General features: G+C 73.0%; 19 protein-coding genes. 9 read left to right on the forward strand and 10 right to left on the reverse strand.

Annotated features, from left to right (window positions below):
- The first annotated feature begins 230 nt into the window (after positions 1-230).
- Together VMF51_RS13475 and VMF51_RS13480 are read left to right on the forward strand one after the other, a co-directional pair.
- The gene (locus VMF51_RS13475; RefSeq protein ID WP_325474957.1) at positions 231-1,880 is read left to right on the forward strand and encodes a hypothetical protein; all 1,650 of its coding nucleotides are present in this window, start codon (positions 231-233) and stop codon (positions 1,878-1,880) included.
- Between the two features lie 246 nt (positions 1,881-2,126).
- The gene (locus VMF51_RS13480) at positions 2,127-2,741 is read left to right on the forward strand and encodes a superoxide dismutase family protein (RefSeq protein ID WP_325474958.1); all 615 of its coding nucleotides are present in this window, start codon (positions 2,127-2,129) and stop codon (positions 2,739-2,741) included.
- Between the two features lie 13 nt (positions 2,742-2,754).
- On the opposite strand, the gene VMF51_RS13485 is transcribed toward VMF51_RS13480, so the two are convergent.
- From VMF51_RS13485 to VMF51_RS13505, 5 genes are all read right to left on the reverse strand, one after another.
- Complete coding sequence (locus VMF51_RS13485; RefSeq protein ID WP_325474959.1) at positions 2,755-3,333, reverse strand: hypothetical protein; 579 nt, start codon at positions 3,331-3,333, stop codon at positions 2,755-2,757.
- A 165-nt stretch (positions 3,334-3,498) separates the two neighbouring features.
- Positions 3,499-4,275 (reverse strand): MerR family transcriptional regulator, encoded by a 777-nt coding sequence (locus tag VMF51_RS13490; protein ID WP_325474960.1) that lies wholly within the window; start codon positions 4,273-4,275, stop codon positions 3,499-3,501.
- Positions 4,276-4,279: 4 nt separating this feature from the next.
- On the reverse strand, positions 4,280-5,068 hold the full coding sequence (locus VMF51_RS13495; protein ID WP_325474961.1) for an ABC transporter permease: 789 nt from the start codon (positions 5,066-5,068) through the stop codon (positions 4,280-4,282).
- The gene (locus VMF51_RS13500; RefSeq protein ID WP_325474962.1) at positions 5,065-5,826 is read right to left on the reverse strand and encodes an ABC transporter ATP-binding protein; all 762 of its coding nucleotides are present in this window, start codon (positions 5,824-5,826) and stop codon (positions 5,065-5,067) included. Before VMF51_RS13500 ends, VMF51_RS13495 begins: the two co-directional genes overlap by 4 nt.
- A gap of 6 nt (positions 5,827-5,832) precedes the next feature.
- Positions 5,833-6,165, reverse strand: a complete 333-nt coding sequence (locus VMF51_RS13505) for a DUF1048 domain-containing protein (protein WP_325474963.1) — start codon at positions 6,163-6,165, stop codon at positions 5,833-5,835.
- A gap of 137 nt (positions 6,166-6,302) precedes the next feature.
- On the opposite strand from VMF51_RS13505, the gene VMF51_RS13510 reads away from it, so the two are divergent.
- Positions 6,303-6,617, forward strand: a complete 315-nt coding sequence (locus VMF51_RS13510) for a helix-turn-helix transcriptional regulator (protein WP_325474964.1) — start codon at positions 6,303-6,305, stop codon at positions 6,615-6,617.
- 28 nt (positions 6,618-6,645) lie between these two features.
- Here VMF51_RS13510 and VMF51_RS13515 read toward each other — a convergent pair whose 3' ends face one another.
- Positions 6,646-8,934 carry a hypothetical protein gene (locus VMF51_RS13515; protein ID WP_325474965.1) on the reverse strand — a complete coding sequence of 763 codons (2,289 nt, stop codon included), beginning with the start codon at positions 8,932-8,934 and terminating at the stop codon, positions 6,646-6,648.
- A 173-nt stretch (positions 8,935-9,107) separates the two neighbouring features.
- Here VMF51_RS13515 and VMF51_RS13520 point away from each other — a divergent pair, with 173 nt between their 5' ends.
- Genes VMF51_RS13520 through VMF51_RS13540 form a run of 5 tightly spaced genes read left to right on the forward strand, consistent with a single transcriptional unit; the run spans position 9,108 to position 13,370 of the window.
- Positions 9,108-10,070 carry a Rho termination factor N-terminal domain-containing protein gene (locus tag VMF51_RS13520; RefSeq protein ID WP_325474966.1) on the forward strand — a complete coding sequence of 321 codons (963 nt, stop codon included), beginning with the start codon at positions 9,108-9,110 and terminating at the stop codon, positions 10,068-10,070.
- 19 nt (positions 10,071-10,089) lie between these two features.
- Positions 10,090-10,257 carry a hypothetical protein gene (locus VMF51_RS13525; protein WP_325474967.1) on the forward strand — a complete coding sequence of 56 codons (168 nt, stop codon included), beginning with the start codon at positions 10,090-10,092 and terminating at the stop codon, positions 10,255-10,257.
- 21 nt (positions 10,258-10,278) lie between these two features.
- The gene (locus tag VMF51_RS13530; RefSeq protein ID WP_325474968.1) at positions 10,279-10,716 is read left to right on the forward strand and encodes a hypothetical protein; all 438 of its coding nucleotides are present in this window, start codon (positions 10,279-10,281) and stop codon (positions 10,714-10,716) included.
- A gap of 42 nt (positions 10,717-10,758) precedes the next feature.
- Entirely contained in the window at positions 10,759-11,424 is a 666-nt protein-coding gene (locus tag VMF51_RS13535; RefSeq protein ID WP_325474969.1) for a hypothetical protein, read from the forward strand.
- Complete coding sequence (locus VMF51_RS13540) at positions 11,424-13,370, forward strand: YhgE/Pip domain-containing protein (RefSeq protein ID WP_325475047.1); 1,947 nt, start codon at positions 11,424-11,426, stop codon at positions 13,368-13,370. Before VMF51_RS13535 ends, VMF51_RS13540 begins: the two co-directional genes overlap by 1 nt.
- A gap of 3 nt (positions 13,371-13,373) precedes the next feature.
- Here the strand turns inward: VMF51_RS13540 and catC are convergent, their stop codons facing one another.
- The 4 genes from catC to VMF51_RS13560 all read right to left on the reverse strand — a co-directional run bounded on the left by catC (position 13,374) and on the right by VMF51_RS13560 (position 17,564).
- Positions 13,374-13,646 (reverse strand): muconolactone Delta-isomerase, encoded by a 273-nt coding sequence (gene catC / locus VMF51_RS13545; RefSeq protein WP_325474970.1) that lies wholly within the window; start codon positions 13,644-13,646, stop codon positions 13,374-13,376.
- Entirely contained in the window at positions 13,646-15,664 is a 2,019-nt protein-coding gene (gene catA, locus VMF51_RS13550; RefSeq protein WP_325474971.1) for a catechol 1,2-dioxygenase, read from the reverse strand. The genes catC and catA overlap by 1 nt, the downstream gene beginning before the upstream one ends.
- A gap of 61 nt (positions 15,665-15,725) precedes the next feature.
- Positions 15,726-16,625: a LysR family transcriptional regulator gene (locus VMF51_RS13555; RefSeq protein ID WP_325474972.1), complete on the reverse strand. Its 900-nt coding sequence runs from the start codon at positions 16,623-16,625 to the stop codon at positions 15,726-15,728.
- Positions 16,626-16,643: 18 nt separating this feature from the next.
- Positions 16,644-17,564: an AraC family transcriptional regulator gene (locus VMF51_RS13560; RefSeq protein ID WP_325474973.1), complete on the reverse strand. Its 921-nt coding sequence runs from the start codon at positions 17,562-17,564 to the stop codon at positions 16,644-16,646.
- Positions 17,565-17,719: 155 nt separating this feature from the next.
- On the opposite strand from VMF51_RS13560, the gene VMF51_RS13565 reads away from it, so the two are divergent.
- A complete protein-coding gene (locus VMF51_RS13565; RefSeq protein WP_325474974.1) occupies positions 17,720-18,292 on the forward strand; it encodes a flavin reductase family protein in 573 nt (190 codons plus the stop codon).
- Positions 18,293-18,302: the final 10 nt, after the last annotated feature.

Genomic DNA, 18,302 nt, shown 5'->3' on the forward strand with positions numbered 1-18,302 from the left:
ACTTGCGCGCCGAGTCGGCAGAACTTGCGCGCCGCCGACCGAGGGCTGAGGTCCACCGGGCCGGTCCGGACGAGCGACAGGTAACGGTTCTTGTGATGCCGGTGACAAGTTCCGGGCCCAGGGGCGTTGAGGGCTCGGCGCGCACCGCATCGGGAGGGAGATCCGGCGCCTACCGTGTGGCGGACGTCACGTGGTGACGGTTCGAACGGCTCGGCCGCTGAGGAGTGATCATGCGCGGACGGTGGGCGCGGGGTGGGCTGGCCGCCTCGGTGGTGTTGCTGCTCGGTACGACGGGCGTGGCGCCGGTGGGGGCGGAGCCGGATCCCGTCGAGACGACGCCGTTGTCGGTTCCGGGGAAGGCGGTGTCGCTGGCACAGGCCGGCGAGCTGGTGGTGTGGAGCGGCGAACCCGGCCAGGCGACAACGGTGCCGGCGTGGCTGTCCGGGGTCGCGGTCACCCAGGTGGTGATGCCGATCGATGCCGGCCTCGCGTTGACCGCCGATGGTCGGGTCGTCGGGTGGGGCAAGGACGAGTGGACCCTGCGTGCGGTCCCCCCGGTGGTGACCGAGGCCAAGGTCGCCCAGATCGCCGCGTTCGGTCCGTGCGCGGGGGCGGTGACCCGGGACGGGCGGGTGCTGATGTGGGGTGCGACCTGTGCGCTCTCCTTCTCCCCGCGGGCGGTTCCGGCGGGGTTGAGCGACGTCGTGCAGCTCGCGCTCAGCTACACCGCGGGGATCGCGCTGAAGCGCGACGGGTCGGTCGTGGCGTGGGGCCGCAACGTGCAGGGGATCACCGACGTCCCGGACGGGCTGCGGGCGACCGCGGTCGTGGCCGACGGATCGACGGCCTACGCCTTGACCGAGGAGGGGACCGTGGTGAGCTGGGGCGGATCCCCGGAACTGCCCGCCTCGATGCAGCAGCAGGGCAACGTGAAGGCCATCGCCGCCAGCGCCTCGGGGGTGTTGGCGTTGCTGGCCGACAACACGCTGGTGGCTCCGGGCAACCCAGGAGCGGAGGAGGAGTTCGCAGGTGTGGAGCCGGTGCTCCTCGCGAACGGAGGCTACGGCTCCGAGTTCGGGATCGTGGATCGCGATCGCGCTATTCACCACTGGAACGGGCTTCCCGGAGCCCCGGATCAGGTGCCGCCGGGGCTGAACGGGCGGCCGATGACGCAGTTCGTGCTCGGCCAGTGGGAGGCGCCGACGCTGACCACCGGTGCGGTGGTGATCGCGAAGCTGTTGCCCGCGGAGCTGCCGCAGGTTCACGGTGCGGTGAAGGTCGGATCGGTGCTCAGCGGGGTCGATGGCACGTTCTCGGCCGAACCGGAGTCGGTGCAGAGCCAGTGGCTGGTCGACGACGCCCCCGTCGCCGGTAGCGGGCCCGCAGGCGCTCAGCTGGTGGTGACCGCGGGCATGGTGGGCAGGACGATCTCCTACCGCTCCACCGCCGCCAAGACCGGGGAGGCGACGGTGTCCTCGTCCTCGGTGGGGGTGACGGTCCCGCCCGTGGTGGCGCCCCCGGTGGTGGTGCCGCCGGTGTCCTCGTCGACGAGGGCGCTGAAGGTGAAGGTGGCGAAGAAGGCCGCCAAGGTCACGGTCACCGCGACGGTGACGGCGACCCGCCCGCTGGCCGGTACGGCGGTGGTCACCATCACGAAGGGCACGAAGACCATCGTGTCCAGGACGGTCGGTGTTCCGGCCGCGGGTGCGGTGAGACTGACGGTCGCGAGGTTCGCGCGCCTGGTGGCCAAGAAGACCAAGGCCACCGGCAAGAAGGCGAAGACCGCCTACCGCGGCACGTACACGGTGTCGGTGAGGTATCTGGGCAACAAGCAGGTCAGGGCCAGCGCCGGGACTGCGAAGTTCGCGGTGAGGAGGTAGGACGGCGTACGCCGCCGGACCCGCACGAGCACCCGCAACGTTCCCGCCCCACGGACGGGCGATTGGTCAATCTGGTGGTTGACACCCCCGCGGGTCGAGCACATGGTCGAAGGACTGTGAACTCCCCGCGCCGCGACCGCTCGCGTGCGTGCCGGGCGGGTGTCGGCGCTCACGGCCGGACCACGCCGGGCCGTCGCCCGACCCCCGTCGGGCACCCGGCCAAGGCACGCGGACGAGGTGAGACACATGCGGAGGACGACGTCGGCCACGCTGGCCGCCGCCCTGCTGGTCGCTGCCGGAGCGGTGGCGACGACCGGGGCGGTCCAGGCGAGCGGGAACGGTCCCGGGCAGCACCACGGCCATCACGGTCATCACGGACACGGCAAGTCCCTCACGGTGGGCATGTACGACGTGGCCGGGACCCGGGTGGGGAAGGTCAAGATGCGTCAGCGGGGCGGCGTGATCGAGGTGACGGGGACGGTGGGCTCGCTGACCCCGGGCTTCCACGGCTTCCACGTGCACACGACCGGGATCTGCGACCCGGCCGCCCCGAACGGTCCCTTCACGAGCGCCGGCGGTCACTACGTCGGGAGCGGCGGCAGCCACGGCGACCACGACGGCGACCTGCCCTCGCTCCTCGCCGACGAGTACGGCGCGGCGCGGATCTGGTTCACCACGGACCGGTTCACGCTCGCCGAGCTGAAGGCGGACGACGGCTCCGCCGTGATGATCCACGGCGGTCGCGACAACTACGCGAACATCCCGACCCGCTACTCGGCCGGCGGCATCGCCGGACCCGATGCGGCGACGCTCGCGACGGGCGACGCCGGCAACCGGGTGCTCTGCGGGGTGATCGACTGAGCCGAACCTCCGATCAGGCGCTGTCGAACCACGGGTGGTGCAGGTCGTAGAAGCTCGCGCCCTTCATCGCGTACTCCAGCTCGCGTCGTACCTCCGCGGGCGGCTCCATGCGCTCGCCCTGCCGCGCGGCGTCCTCGCTGGTGAACGCGACGGTCTCGATGAACCTCCCGTCCGCCTCGATCGCGAGGGTCCCGCCGAGGATCTCCGGCCGCATCTCGTGCAGGGTGGTGGTGTCGGCCAGCATCGCCTTCAGCCGCGACGGGTCGTCGACCCGGCCGCGGATGATCTGCACGAACCCGGCCTCGTCGGATCCGCCGTCGAACAGCAGCGTCACGTCGTCGCAGTCGTGGAACTCGAGCGGCCCGTCCATCAGGGCGGTCAGCCGCTCGGCCCAGGCGCCCTGCTCGGGACGCGCCGAGTTCGCCATCGCCGCCTCGCGGGACTCGAACCGCACGACCCCCATCAGCTGGCCGTCGTCGGTGAAGCCGTACGTGCCCCCGAGCCAGCCGGCGGCGCCGGGCGCCAGGTCGCGGCGCCACTCGTCGAGCAGCTCGTGGGCCTCGTCCTGCCGGGTGCAGGAACCTTGGATCATCTGGATGAACATCGACTGCCTCCTCGGTCGTAGGTGACGGACCGGTCGAGGCCTCCACGGGCCCCGGCCGGGCCCTCCGCCACCGTAGGACGACCCGCCCACCTTCCGCATCGCCCAACAACACGATGCCGAGTCGGCAGAACTTGCGCGCCGAGTCGGCAGAACTTACGGCCGACTCGGCTCGTCGGCCCGTTCGAGAAGGCTCCACCCGGTCCAACCGCGCTCGGCCAGCAGCTCCTGGAGGCGCCGGATCATCGGGTGCGCCTCGACGGCGAAGGAGTCGACCAGCTCGATGAAGGCCTCGTCGCCGCTCTCCTGGCGCTCCAGGTCTCCCCGGGCGGCGGCCTCGTCCATCATCTCGGCCATCAGATCGGCCAGCGTGGCCAGCCGGTCCTCGTCCATCCCGCGCTCGTGGATCTCCGCCATCATCAGGTACATCCGCAGCGTCCGCGGGTCGTCGAGCTGCGTCATCTTGTCGGCCATGAACTCCGGCATCCGGTCCGGCCACCGGGCCGCGAGCAGGATCCAGCCGTCCCGTTCGCCCTCGACCAGCGCAGGCGAGACGCCGCTGGACCGGAGCCGGTCGAGGTACGCCACCGCCTCCGGCGGCAGCGCGAGCGAGTCGCCGGCGGCCAGCCGGGCGATCCGGCGCCGGTGCTCCTGCAGCTCGCGGACCTCCTCGCGTAGCCGGCGGTCGATCTCGGCCACCGCCGCCGCGAACTCCTCCTCGCTCGCGCCGAGCAGCTCCTGCACGCGGACCAGCGGTACGCCGGCCTCGGCCAGCGTCCGGATCCGGATCAGCTCGATGACCGCCCGCGCGTCGTAGCTGCGGTAGCCCGACGCGTTCCGCTCGGGCTCGGGCAGCAGCCCGATCTGGTGGTAGTGCCGGACCGCGCGCGGGGTCACCCCGGCGTACGCCGCCAGCTGGCCGATGGTCAACACCGGATCAGACTGCCCGAACCCGCGCGAACAGGCGACGCGCCCACCCGAAGCACAGCACGGTGATCACCGCGCACCAGCCGATGGCCCACCACAGGTCGGCGCCCGGGTCCCGACCCTCGAGGCACGCGCGGAGGGTGTCGATGATCGGGGTGAAGGGCTGGTTCTCGGCGATCCAGGCCAGCCCCGCCGGCATGGAGTCGGTGGGCACGAACGCGCTGGAGATGAACGGCAGCAGCATCAGGAACATCGGGGTGTTGCTCGCGGTCTCGACGCTGCCGGCGGCCAGGCCGAGCGCGACGCACAGCCAGGTGAGCGCGAGGGCGAGCAGCGCCAGGATCCCGACCGCGCCGAGCCAGCCGGCGACGCCGGTGTCGGGGCGGTAGCCCAGCAGCACCGCGACCGCCAGGACGACGGCGACGGCCACCGCGGTCTGCACGAGCGCGGCGAGGACGTGCCCGGTGAGCACCGAGGACTTCGCGATCGGCATCGTCCGGAACCGGTCGATGATCCCCTCGGTGGCGTCCTTGGCGATGTGGATCGCGGTGCTGAGCGCGACCGAGGCGACGGTGATGAGCAGGATCGCCGGGGCGATGTAGGCCAGGTAGTCCTCCCGCCCCCCGCCCCCGGGCAGGCCGGCGCCCAGGGTGCCCCCGAAGACGTAGACGAACAGCATCAGGAAGAGCACGGGCTGCGCGATCAGCATCAGGGTCAGCGACGGGTAGCGGACCATGTGCCGCAGGTTGCGCCGCAGCATCGTGGCCGAGTCGCGGGCGGCGTACGTCATCGTGCTCATCGGACCGTCTCCTTCTCCTCGGTCGTGACGGGGTGGCCGGTCAGGGCCAGGAACACCTCGTCGAGGGTCGCTCCACCGGCCTGCGCCTTCAGCTCGGCGGGCGTGCCCTCCGCGACCAGGCGGCCGCCGTCGAGCAGCCCGACCGTGTGCGCGAGCTGGTCGGCCTCCTCCAGGTACTGCGTGGTGAGGAAGATCGTCACCCCGTCGGCGAGCAGCTCACGCACGATCTCCCACAGGTCGCGGCGGCTGCGCGGGTCGAGCCCGGTGGTCGGCTCGTCGAGGAAGATCAGCCGCGGCCGGCTGACCAGGGTCATCGCGAGATCGAGGCGCCGTTTCATCCCGCCGGAGTACGTCGCCGCCCGCCGGTCTGCTGCCTCGGTCAGGTCGAACCGGACCAGCAGCTCATCGACGCGGGCCGCGGCGTCCTGCTTCGGCAGGTGCGCGAGGTCGGCCATCAGCCGGAGGTTCTCCCGGCCGGTCAGCAGCTCGTCGATCGCCGAGAACTGGCCCGTCACGCCGATGCTGCGGCGTACGCCGTCAGGGTCGCGTGCCACGTCGTACCCCGCCACGACGGCCTGCCCCGCGTCGGGCGCGAGCAGCGTGGACAGGATGCGGACCGTGGTGGTCTTGCCGGAGCCGTTGGGGCCGAGCAGGGCGTACACCGTCCCGGTCGGCACCGTGAGGTCGAGACCGTGCAGGACCGCGAGGTCGCCGTACGACTTCGTGAGGCCGGTGACCTCGATGGCGTCGGATCGCACGGCGCCCTACTTGTCCAGCTTCGTCGCGACGTCGCCGTTGAGCTCGGCGCGCCAGGTGTCCAGGTACGACGTCGCCCCGCCGCTGCGCGCGTCGCAGAACGCCGCCAGGTCGATCCCGGTGACGTCCAGGACGTCCTTGCCCTCCGCGGCGCTGGCCTCGAAGAGGTCGAGGATGTCGGCGAGGACCGCCACCGTGTCGACACCGCCGGCGGTGCGCCACAGGTAGGGCTTCAGCTCGCCGTACACGACCCGGTAGTCGCGCGGCAGCGCGTCGGCACGCGCTTCCATCCGCTTCCACTCCGCCTTGTCGCCGACGAGCTTGGTGAACAGGTTGGGCATCGGGACCTCCTCCGTGAGCCCGGCCGGATGGCCGGTAGGAGAAGCGTGCAAGGTTGACGCTGCGTCAAGGTCAAGCGCGGAGTTGAGGGGACTGTTCTCGCGTGCTCCGTGGCACTCCCCGGCCGTACTCTCGCGACATGAGGAGCACGAACGCGGTCGCGGAGATCGTCAGGATCTCCGGCATGTCGACGGCCGCGCTCAGCGGGGTCTCGGGCGTCAGCCGCTCCCTCATCGAGGACTGGCTCGAGGGCCGCTCCGAGCCCAGCGTCGCCGAGCTGGAGCAGTTGGCCGACACGGCGGGCTGCGCGCTCGAGGTGGCAGCGCGCCCTCAGACGCAGCCCGTTCCCGAAGCGTTCGTCGCCGTCCTTGAGTTCGGAGAGCTGTTCCCGCGCAAGGACCCAGAGCCACTGGTGAATCTCGGGCCGATGTGGCGTCGAGTTCAGAACCGGTGAGATCAGGACGTCGGCCTGCGCTTCGCTGCTACGGCGGCGACAGCACCGGCCCGACGTGGTCGAGGTCCAGCGACTCGACGAACGTCGGGTCCTCGTAGAGCGCCCGGAGCGCGTCCCGGTCGGCCGGACCGAGCAGCGCGGCGGCCGGGGTGTCGCCGGAGAGGCCGACGGTCCAGGCCGACTGCCAGAGCATGGCCAGGGTGCGGACGCCGTCGGCCATGTTGAGCGTGGTCCCTTCCCCGAACTCCTCCCACAGCGCGGTCGTGACGGTGCGGTTCTTGGTGGGGTGCTTCGCGGTCCGGCCGCGCTGGGTGGCGGCGTACGCCGTGGCGAGCGCGAACGGGTCCACCCGCCGGGCGCTCCGGTCCATGAGCTCGACGACGGCGAGGGCGGCGTGGTGACCCGTCGCGACCGGGTCGGGAGCCTGGACGGTGTCGTCGTCGATCGCCGCGCGCATCCCCGCCAGCAGCTCGACCGCGCGGTGGTCGACCATCGCGCTCTCGTAGGCGGAGTGGACGCCCTGGCCGATCGGCGGGTCGCCGCGGACGCCGTCCGCGTGCTGCGAGCCGTGCAGGGACTGGCACGCGTCGCCGACGTAGTGGGCGAGGAGTCCCGCGGCACAGACGAACCGTGTCGTATCGCGCGCCGCCGCTGCCGCGGTCAGCTCGTCGAAGAACTGCCAGACCCGGAACGGGAGCAGTCCGCGCTCGCGGGACTGCGCGTGTCCGGTGCGCGTGTAGAAGTCCCGCCACGTCTCGACGGAGAGGGTGTCGGGGTCCGCGATCGCGAGGCTGCGCAGGGTCGCGCCGTCGGAGTCGGGTACGTCGCTGTCCGCGTGGTGCGCCGGGTGCTCCGGCCCGACGCGCGCGCGGATGTCGCGCCCGCCAGGGACCTGGTCGGGCGTGGTCTTCCAGACCAGGTCGGGTACGTCGGCGAGCGGGATGAAGTCGCCCGCCTTCTTCGCGGCCACCGTCGCGTCGTTGACGTCGCCCGGGTCCAGCTGGTCGACGTCGAAGCTGACCCGGTCGGTGTTCGCGGCCATCAGCGTCGCGAGCGCGCCGGGCGCGAGGTCGGTGCACGCCAGCGTGGCGATCGAGTAGTGCCCGGTCTTTCCCCAGAACGGCTGGGCGCTGGTGTTGTGCTCGACAACCAGCTCGACGTCGAGCAGCCGCAGGACCGTCGTCATGCTGGCGGCGAGGGCGAAGTCGAAGCCCTCGGCGCCGGCCGCGGGCGAGCCGAACCGCTGGCCTCCCCACTGCACCGCGAGCGGGCGGAGCGTCCCGCGGCCGGCGTCGTCGGTCTCCGCCAGGTGCCACACCGTGCCGGAGTCGCCGGGCTGGGACCCGGCCGCGCCGGGGACCGGCGCGATGAGGAAGTCGGTGACGTCGTCGTACCCGCCCCGGCTGCGGTGCCGGAAGAACAGCGCGGCGACCCGCCCCTGCAGCAGGCCGGACGCGGCGCCGTACGCCGTGACCGGCGCGTCGATGAGCCGCGTCCCGATGTTGCGCTCGCTGAGGTCCGCGAGCTCGCCGACGTGCGGCAGCCCGAGCACCTGCGACGTCCAGTCGTCGACGTCCTCGACGGCGACCAGGCCCACGTCCAACGTCAGGTAGGACCGGCGGCCGGCGTACTCGGGGTAGACCTCGGAGAACGGCAGCCGGGTGATCTGGCGCTCCGCGGACGCACCGATCTCGACGCGGCGCCCGCCCAGGATCGTGCTCGCCGGATGGCCCGCGGGTCCGGCGACGTGGCGGCTCGTCAGCGCGTACGTCGTGTGCCCGTCGGTCACGAGCGCCCCCACGCTCGCGACGTTGTCGCGGCCCTGGACGGCGCTGATGAGCGGGCAGCCACCACCCACGCGCGTCCGCGGCCAGGACCACCGCGGCAGCAGCTCGGTGCTCGGCTGCTCCCGGCTCACGAGGACGACGCAGACGGGGACGGTGCGCCCGTCCGGGAGGAACAGCGTCTTCGGGACCATCTCGGTCGGCGGCGCCTTGTCGCCGAAGTCGTTGCTGTCGATCCACGCGTCGACGAGGACGAGCACGCACGGCCACGAGTAGTCGCGCACCTCGCTGTTCGCGAACGTCCGCGGCGGCCTCGGCTCGACCGACGCCGCCCGCCGCTCCTTGATCTGGCGGTACGACGCCGCGGCCGACGGCCACGGATCGTCGGTGCGGATGTAGTAGAGGCCGACCGCCGTCCCGACGACGTTCGCCAGGTGGGTCAGGTGCCAGTGGTAGTGGTCGCGGGCCTCGAGCAGGTCACGGACCGACAGGCTCGAGTAGTCGCGGTCGACGCCCAGCACGCTCGTCGCCATCGTCCCTCCCAGGATCCGGCTCCTCGGAGCATCGCACCCCGACGACGTACGGCGCGTGGCCCGAACGGGCCATTCCGGCGCCGCCCACGCGCACCGGCCCCGCTCGAACGGAGTGTTAGCCAGGTCACATCCAGGGGTACCGCCGATGTACGAATTTTCGGAGGGAGCTCACCGTGACGCGAAATCCTGTCGTGTGGTTGGCCGCGAAGACGAAGACCGGGGTGGTCGATCTGCCCAGCAATGCGGCGTGGGTGGCGTCCCGCACGCTCGGCGGCCCCGTCAGCGCCGTGTCGGACGGAGCCGAGGCGGTCGCCGGAGGTGCGAGCAACGGACTCGCCGACGGCGGACGCGCCGTGCAGCGGGCTGCCCGGAAGGTCCTGCCCGGAGGTGACCGCGTCGACGCCCGGCTCGCCGAGGCGCGGGCCGCGGTCGAGCGGGCGCAGAAGGCCGAGCAGCAGGCGGTGGCCCGGGCTGAGCGCGCGCACGAGCTCGCCGAGGAGGTCCGCGAGGTCGACCGACGCCATCGCGAGCGGCTCGCCGCGGCCTCCGAGGAGCGCGACCGTGCGATCGCCGACCGGGTCGCGGATGCGCGCCGCCGTGCCGATGAGGCGGTGGAGGCGGAACGGGCGTCGGTCGAGGCCGACTGGTCGGACCGGATCCACTCGCTCGAGGACGAGCTCGCGAGCGAGCGGCAGCGCGCCGAGGCCGAGGCGGAGGTGGGCCGGGTGGACGACCGGGCACAGACCGCTCAGCAGCTGCGCCACGAGGCGGCCGGCGTCACCGCGACCCTCGAGAGGCGCAGCGAGGTGAAGGACGCCGTCGGCCCCCTGAGCGAGCGGACCGTCGCCGAGCTGCGCCAGGTCGCGGCCGGCCTGGGCATCGAGGGACGGTCTCGGATGAAGCACGACGAGCTCGTCGCCGCGATCACCCGCGCGCGTGCCCGCCAGCGCCGCCCGGCGAGCGGGTCCGGTTCCTCGGCTGCCGCGCGGTCGGCACCGCGGAAGAAGACGACCTCCACACCGAAGAAGGCCTCCGCACCGAAGAAGCAGACGGCGAGGAAGCAGACGGCGAAGGCCGGCGGATCGCGCAGGACGGCGGCGAAGAAGTCCGCCGCGACCACGAAGACGACGAGTTGAGATCAGGAGAGTGCGAGCGATGAAGCTGCTGGGCAAGAGCGCCCCCGAGCAGGCGGTGAGCAAGGTCGAGCACATCGATCCCAAGACGGTGATCGCCTCGGGCGCCACCGCCCTGGCGGTGCTCGGTGTGGTGACCGCGGCCAGCGCGGTCGTCTCCAGCATCCGGGATCGGACCAGGAGGGTCTGACGCCGCAGGGACGGAGACGAGATGCGCAGATCGCGGACGATGCGACGACGCTCGCTGACGAGCCCGCGCAGCGTCGGGCTCCCCCAGGTCGTCGGTCCCCCGGAGCTCGGCGCCCCGGTCGCCGACCACGGAACGACGCTCGCCACGGGAGCTCTCGTCCACGCCGAGATCCTGGCCCGCGTCCTCGGACTCCGGCTCCTGCGGCTCCACGCCGACGTCGTGCTCAGCCCGACCGCGCCGGGCCCCACGTGGACCGTCGCCGCGGCGCGCCCGGCCCCGGTGCCGGAGCGACGCGCCGTACCGACCGACGGCGCACGTCCGGTCACCGGCACTCACCTGGGCGATGCCCGTCGGATCCTGGCCGATGCCGAGGAGCTTCTCGACGCCAACCGGCGGACAGGCGGCGGTGTCGCGGGTGGGCCCGCGTCGTCCTCGCCGGGGCGGGCCGACTGCTTGTAGCGTCGAGGCCTGACGCCACACTCTCGGAGGGTCGGAGGATCCATGGCTGACCATCCGGCAGATCGCGTCCTGGAGGCCGTCGGCCTCGCCGTCACGGGCGCCCACAGTCCGATTCTCCGTCCGACCACGGTCTCGGTCGGCACCGGAGTGGTGCACGGCGTCGTCGGCGATCCGGGCCACGGGCACACCGCGCTCGCGCTCGCGCTGGGCGGCCGACTGGTGCCGACGGAGGGGACGGTGACCCTCGACGACGACCCGGACCTGGACCGGCTGGCGCGGGCGGTGGCGCTGGTCGACGTACCCGGCGTCAGCGAGCCCGACGGCGTCCTCCCGCTCGGCACCGTCATCGGCGAGGAGCTGGCGATGGCCGGGCGGCCCGCCGACCGCGCCGCGGTCGGCGCGTGGGCACCCCCGAGCCTCCTGGCCACCCGGATCGAGGACGTCCCGGCCGCGGAGCGCGTGGCCCTGCTCCTCAGGCTCACGGCGCAGCGTCCCGGCACGCGCTTCCTCGTCCTCACGATGCCCGAGCGGTACGGCGCGCTGCCGGCCGACTGGGAGCCGGCCGCCGCCGAGCTGGCGGCGCAGGGCTTCGGCGTGCTGGTCACCATGGGGCTCGCGGCGGCGACCCACGCGCACGTCGCCGTCAGTGCGATCGGCGGAGCCGACGGCCCGCCCGAGACCGGCGGCCATGCCGCCGAGGAGGCGTGATGATCTCGGTCCGGCTGGCGATCACCGAGCTGCGGCGCATCTCCGCGGGGCGCCTGCCCCGCCTGGCGATCCTCGCGCTCGTCCTGGTCCCGACGCTGTATGGCGGCCTCTACCTCTACGCCAACCACGATCCGTACGGCCGGCTCGCCCAGGTGCCGGCGGCGCTGGTCGTCGAGGACCGGCCGGTCACCGTCGACCAGGACGGCCGGACGACCGAGGTCCACGCCGGCCGCGACGTGGCCGACCAGCTCCTCGACAGCGGCGACTTCGACTGGCACGAGGTCAGCGCGAGCGAGGCGGAGCAGGGGGTCGAGAACGGCACCTACGACTTCGCGCTCACCGTCCCCCGCGACTTCTCGGCGGCCCTGGCCAGCTCCGCGCGCTTCGACCCCGAGCAGGCGCGGCTGGTCATGCTGACCAACGACGCCAACTCCTACCTCTCCACGACGATCGCGGACCAGGTCACCGGCAAGGTGCGCAACGCCGTCGCCACCCAGGTGAGCGAGCAGGCGGCGTCCACGTTCCTCCTGGGCATCGCCGACACCCGGTCGAGCCTGGTCGACGCCGCGTCGGGAGCACAGGAGCTCGCCGACGGCGCGCGGCAGGCGAGGAGGGGCGCCCGACAGCTCGCCCAGGGCGCCACCGAGCTGAACGACGGCGCACAGACCCTCGCCGACGGTGCGAGCCGGCTCGACTCCGGACTCGGCACCCTCGAGTCGAGTACGGCGAACCTGCCGGACCAGACCCGGCAGCTGGCCGACGGCGCCCGGCAGGTCGCCGACGGCAACCAGCAGCTCGCGGGCGTCGGGGACGACATCGCCGCGGCGTCCCGCGACGTGCGGACGGCGTACTCGGGCGGGCGGAGCGACCTGAACCAGCGGATGCAGGAGCTGGGCCTCACCGCTCAGCAGCGGCGCGAGGTCCTGCAGGTGTACGACGACCTGGGCGCCACGGTCCGGGCGGCGGACGACGACGTCCAGGGCGCCGCCTCGCAGCTCGACCGGCTCGCGGCCGGCGCCGGGGAGGTGGCCGACGGCGCGGAACGGCTCGCCGCGGCGTCGCCCCGGCTCGCGGACGGGATCGCCGAGGCGCACGACGGCTCCTCGGACCTGGCGGCCGGAGCCGACCGCCTCGCCACCGGTGCGGCCGCCCTCGACTCCGGCGCGGCCGAGCTGCTCGACGGGCTCGGCGAGCTCGCCCCCGGAGCGCGACGGCTGGCGTCCGGCCTGGAGGCCGGCGTCCAGCGCCTGCCCGCCGTCGACGAGGAGACGCGGAACAGCGTGGCGAGCACGATCGGCGACCCGGTCGCGATCCGGGACAGCAGCCGCACCAGCGCGGGGTCGTACGGCGCCGGTCTCGCGCCGTTCTTCCTCTCCCTGGCGACCTGGATCGGCGGCTACGTCCTCTTCCTCATCGTCCGTCCGCTCTCGCGCCGGGCCGTGGCTGCCCGCCAGGGCGCCGTCCGCGTGGCGTTCGGCGGCTGGCTGGCACCCGCGCTGATCGGGGTCGTCCAGATGGGGGTGCTGCTCACCGTCGTCGCCCTCGCCGTCGGCATCGAGCCGCGCAACGCCCCCGGCACCCTGGCGTTCATGCTGCTGGTGTCGGCCGTCTTCGTGGCGATCGTGCAGATGCTCAACGCCTGGCTCGGCACCGCCGGGCAGTTCCTCGGCCTGGTCCTGCTCGTCGTCCAGCTGGTGACGGCCGGGGGCACCTTCCCCTGGCAGACCATCCCCGCTCCGCTCTACCCCCTGCACCACGTGCTGCCGATGTCGTACTCGGTCGATGGCCTGCGGCAGCTCATGTACGGCGGCCTCGACAGCCTGGTGCTCCGCGACGCGCTCGTCCTGGCCTGCTGGGGTCTCGCGGCGCTGGCGCTCACCGCCGTCGCGGCCCGCCGGCAGCGGAGGTGGACGGTCGCGCGCATCCAGCCGGAGCTGACGCTGTGAGGCTCAGACGGCCGACGGGTGCACGGACAGCGGGGTGACCTCGACGCTCATGTAGGGGAAGAGAGGCAGGTTCCACAGCAGCTCGTGGAGGGCGTCGTTGTCCGCGACGTCGAAGATGCTCAGGTTGGAGTAGCGGCCGGCGACCCGCCAGATGTGCCGCCACTCCCCCGAGCGCTGCAGCTCCTGGCTGTACGCCTTCTCCCGCGCGAGCAGGTCCTCCCGGCCGGGCAGGTCGGCCGGGAGGTCGACGTCCATGCGGACGGCGTAGAGCGGCATCAGGCGCGCTGGGGGTCGAGCACGAAGTCGTAGGTGACCTCGTTGCCCTGTCCGTCGGCGCGCGGGGTGGGCGCCAGCATGAGCTCGGGCTTCACAGCGTCGGCGATGTCGGTCTCGACGTACTCGCCGCCCTCGAAGTAGAGCTGCGAGGTCACGGTCTCGTGGCCGGCCGCGGAGACCTTGAGGTGGATGTGCGCGGGGCGCCAGGCGTGCCACCCGGCGGCGTCGATGAGCCGGCCGCACGAGCCGTCGGTCGGGATCTGGTACGGCGCCGGCTGCTTGGTGCTGATCGCGAACCGGCCCTCGGCGTCGGTGACGACCCGGCCGCGGAAGAGCCACTCGGGCAGACCCGGCGCGAACTGCGAGTAGTAGCCGTAGTCGTCGGCGTGCCAGATGTCGACGACGGCGCCGCCGAGCGCCGTACCGTCGACCGAGGTGACCTGGCCCTGGAACACCAGGTCGGTGCCGGGCTCGTCGTCGCGCATCGGGAGGGTGGCCACCGACGGCAGCTCGGGCGAGCTCGGCACGTAGTAGGGACCCTCGATCGTGCCCTTGCTGCCCTGGCGGTCGGAGTTCGCGACCTCCTCGACGACGTGCTCGAGCCACACGTCGAGGAAGAGCGGCCACTCGCCGTCCATGCCGACCTGGATCAGCCAGCTCTTGAGGTGGTCGTACTCCTCGTAGGTGACCTGCTTCTCCCGGATCACCTCGTGCAGCGCGCGGATGGCGGCCGTCGCGACCTCGTCGACCCGCTCCTTGCTGATCGTGGAGCCGGCGTTCGCGGTCTTCGAGCGGAAGACGGCCGTGGCGTTGGCGCCGGAGGCGGCCGCGGTGGCGTCCTGCTCGGCGAGCTCCGGGTGGTCGAGCTGCTGGGTCATGGTGGTGCTCCGTTCCGTGCTGCGGGTGGTCTGGTGGTCGCCGTCCTGGCGGTAGTGCGCGAGCTTGTGCTCGTCGATCTCGATCCCGAGTCCCGGTCCCTGCCGCACGCGCAGCTCGCCGTCCTCGATCACGAGGGGCTCGGCGAGCAGGTCGTCGGTCATGTCCAGGAAGTTGGAGAGCTCGGCCGCGCGTCGCGCGGTGAGCGGGTACGCCGCCCCGAACGCCGCGGCGCAGAGCGAGCCGAGCTGGCTGTCGATCTGGTTCCCGATGACGACCTCGACGCCGAGGCCCTCGCACAGGCCCACGAGGCGCTGGCTGGTGGTGAAGCCGGTGCGGGAGGTCTTGATGCTGATGCCGGTCGCGGCTCCCGACAGCAGCTCGCGCGTCACCTCGCCGGGACGGGCGACGCTCTCGTCGGCGAACATCGGGATGGTGGCCTGCTGCACCAGCCAGCGGCGGCCGAGCACGTCGTCGGCGGGGCACAGCTCCTCGGCGAAGGTCAGCCCGAGGTCGGCCATCTCGCCCAGCGCGCGGGCCGACTCGCTCGCCGTCCAGCCGCGGTTGCCGTCGACGTACAGCTCGACGTCCGGGCCGAGCGCCTCGCGCAGCGCGCGGCAGGCGTCGACGTCGAGGCGGTACGGCCGTCGGCCCACCTTGACCTTGAACGTCGTGACGCCGTACTCGTCGCGCATCCGCTCGGCCTCGGCGACCATCTCCGCGGCGGGGGCGAAGCCGACCATGTGGGAGACGCGCATCCGGTCGGTCCAGCCGCCGAGCAGCTCGGTGACCGAGGTGCCGAGGGTCTGGCCGATCGCGTCCCAGATCGCCATGTCCACGGCCGCCTTGGCGACCGGGTTGCCGACCGTGCGGTTGAGGCGGGCGAGCACGACCTCGCGGTCGAGGATGCTGGTGCCGACGATCGCGGGACCGAAGGAGTCGGCGACGATCGAGCGGACCGACGTCTGGGTCTCGCCGTAGGTGAACGGGCGCGGCGGGGCGTCCGCGGTCCCGACGATCCCGTCGTCGGTGTGCACCCGGACCAGCACGTGCTCGGCGGTGGCGACCTCGCCGCTGGCGAAGCGCAGCGGCTTGCGGTACGGGATCGCGTAGGGGATCGCCTCGACCCGGCTGATCTTCATGCGACGAGCGTCACACGCCGATCAGGACATGTGAAGGACACAGTTCGTCTTGATCAAGACCTCAGACGTCTTGATCGAGATCGACCATCGCGGCGCTCACGACGTCGAGCACCCGGCGTACGACGGGGGAGGTCTCGCCGAGCCGCGTGGCGACCGCCAGCGCCACGCGTGGCGGGTCCCCGGCCAGCGGACGGTACGTCGCGCCGGTGATCCGCAGGTGCCGCACCGAGGCCGGGACCAGGGCGACCCCCATCCCGGCCGCGACGAACGAGACGAGCGTCGAGGTCTCGGCGACCTCCGTCGGCCGCGGGGTGAACCCGGCGTCCCGGCACGCCGCGAGCACCGCGTCGTGGACGACGCTGCGGTGCTGGGAGGGGTAGCCCACGAACGGCTCGTCCCGGAGGTCGCGGATCGCGACGGTGTCGGCCGCCGCCAGCGGGTGCGTCTCCGGAAGGACCGCGACGAGCGGCTCGTCGCGCAGCTGCCGGACCTCGACGGCGGCGTCGCCGACCGGGGGCCGGAGCAGGCCGACGTCCAGGGTGCCGTCGAGCAGGCCGTCGACCTGGCTCGGCGTCAGCTGCTCGCCGCGCAGGTCGAGCTCGACGCCCGGCAGGGCGGCGCGCAGAGCGCGGCTGAGAGTCGGCAGCAGCTCGTACGTCGCCGAGCCGGTGAACCCGATGGCGACGTGCCCGACCTCGCCGGCGGCCACCCGCACCGCCTCGGCACCGGCGGCGTCGACGCCGGCCAGGATCTCCCGCGCCCGCACCAGGTAGCGCTCGCCGGCCGGGGTGAGCTCCACCCGCCGCGTCGAGCGGACCAGCAGCTGGACCCCGAGCTCCGCCTCGAGCTGCTTGATCTGCTGCGACAACGGCGGCTGGGCGATGAGCAGGCGCTGGGCGGCGCGCCCGAAGTGGCACTCCTCCGCGACGGCGACGTAGTAGCGCAGGTGGCGCAGCTCCATGCCCGGAGGCTACGACCCTCAGCCGCGGAGCGTGTGGGACGGCGCGACGCCGTAGCGCTCGCGGTAGGCGGCGGCGAACCTGCCGAGGTGTCCGAACCCCCACCGGTAGGCCACGTCGGCGACCGTCGCGGCGTCGCCGCCGAGCAGGTCGGCGTGCGCCCGTTCGAGGCGGATGTCCTGGAGCACGGCCATCGGCGTACGGCCGTGGTACTCGCGGAAGCCCTGCTGGAGCCGGCGGATGCCGACCCCGGCCACGGCCGCCAGGTCGGAGGCCGTCCAGGCCCGCGCCGGGTCGTCCTCGAGCGCGTCGAGCACCCGCGACACGATGCGCGGCTGCAGGCCGCCGTGCTCGTCGGACTCCGGGTAGCAGGCGAGGACCAGCGCCGCGGTGAGCGTCGCGCCGAGCCGCATGGCCACGGTCCGGTCCTCGCGCAGCTCGGGGCGGTGCAGCACCTCGCTCCCGATCGTCGAGAGCAGCGTGAGCCAGGTCAGGCCGGCGCCGCCGTGCAGGTCGATCTGGGCCGGCATCGCGGCGCTCGAGCCGCCGACCAGGGTGGCCACCTCCTGGCTCAGGTAGTCGCGGTCGATGCGCATGCCCACGATCGAGCAGTCGGCCGACCAGTGGGTCATCCGGGTGCGCACGTCGGGCGGGCAGACCGTCGCCTGGCCGTCCACCGACAGCACGTGCCGCTCGCCGACCCGGGCCTCGAGCACGCCGCTGCGCGGGACGTTCACCGCCCACGCGCCCGGGTGGTCGGACTCCACGGACACGTCGGAGCCCCAGCCGATGCGGGCCAGCCGGACCGGCCCGAGATCCACCGCGCGCAGCGTCGTCGCCGGCTGCCGCGGCGTACGGCGGACCGTCAGCCGGTGCGGGAAGTAGGCATCGGTGACGGCGTCGGAGAAGGACTCCCAGTTCGGGTCCACGGCGGTGCTCATCACCCGACCTCCTTGTGACGCCCCTCACGGTAGCTCCGGCGTCAAGACCGGCGGGAGCGCATCATGACCGCCGTCACAGCGCGTTGCGGCATCCGGACAGGTCCTGCGCAAAGCGGATCGACCGTCGCGCCGGACCGACCTAGCGTCCCTGGGCCATGAGCACCTCGACCGACACCAGAACGCTCCGGGACACCTTCGGCCGGTTCGCCACGGGCGTCACGGTGATCACCTGCCGGACCGCCGACGGCACCCCGCACGGGGCGACCGTCACGGCGTTCACCCCGATCTCGCTCGACCCGCCGCTCGTGCAGGTCGCGCTGACCCGTACGTCGAAGGCCTGCGGCCTGCTCGACGGCGCGTCGTACGCCGTCAACGTGCTGGCGTCCGACCAGGTCGAGGTGGCGATGCACTTCGCGGGCCGCCCCGGCGACGACCCGATCCGGTGGCGGGACGGCCCAACGGCCCCGCTGCTGTGCGGCACCAGCGCGACGATCTCGTGCCGGGCCTGGCGCACCGACGACGGCGGCGACCACCTGCTGTTCCTCGGCGAGGTCGTGGACGTCGAGGTCCACGAGCGCCGGCCGCTGCTCTTCCACGCCAGCGCCTTCCACCACCTCGGCGGGCGCAGCGCCGACGCCACCTGGCTGCACTGCGCCGACGACCCGCACAGCGGGTGGTTCGACGCCGCCACCCGCTTCACCCCCATCCCGTCCGCCACGCACTACTGAGGAGAACCGC

Source organism: Nocardioides sp. (genome assembly GCF_035503875.1).
Classification (GTDB): domain Bacteria; phylum Actinomycetota; class Actinomycetes; order Propionibacteriales; family Nocardioidaceae; genus Nocardioides.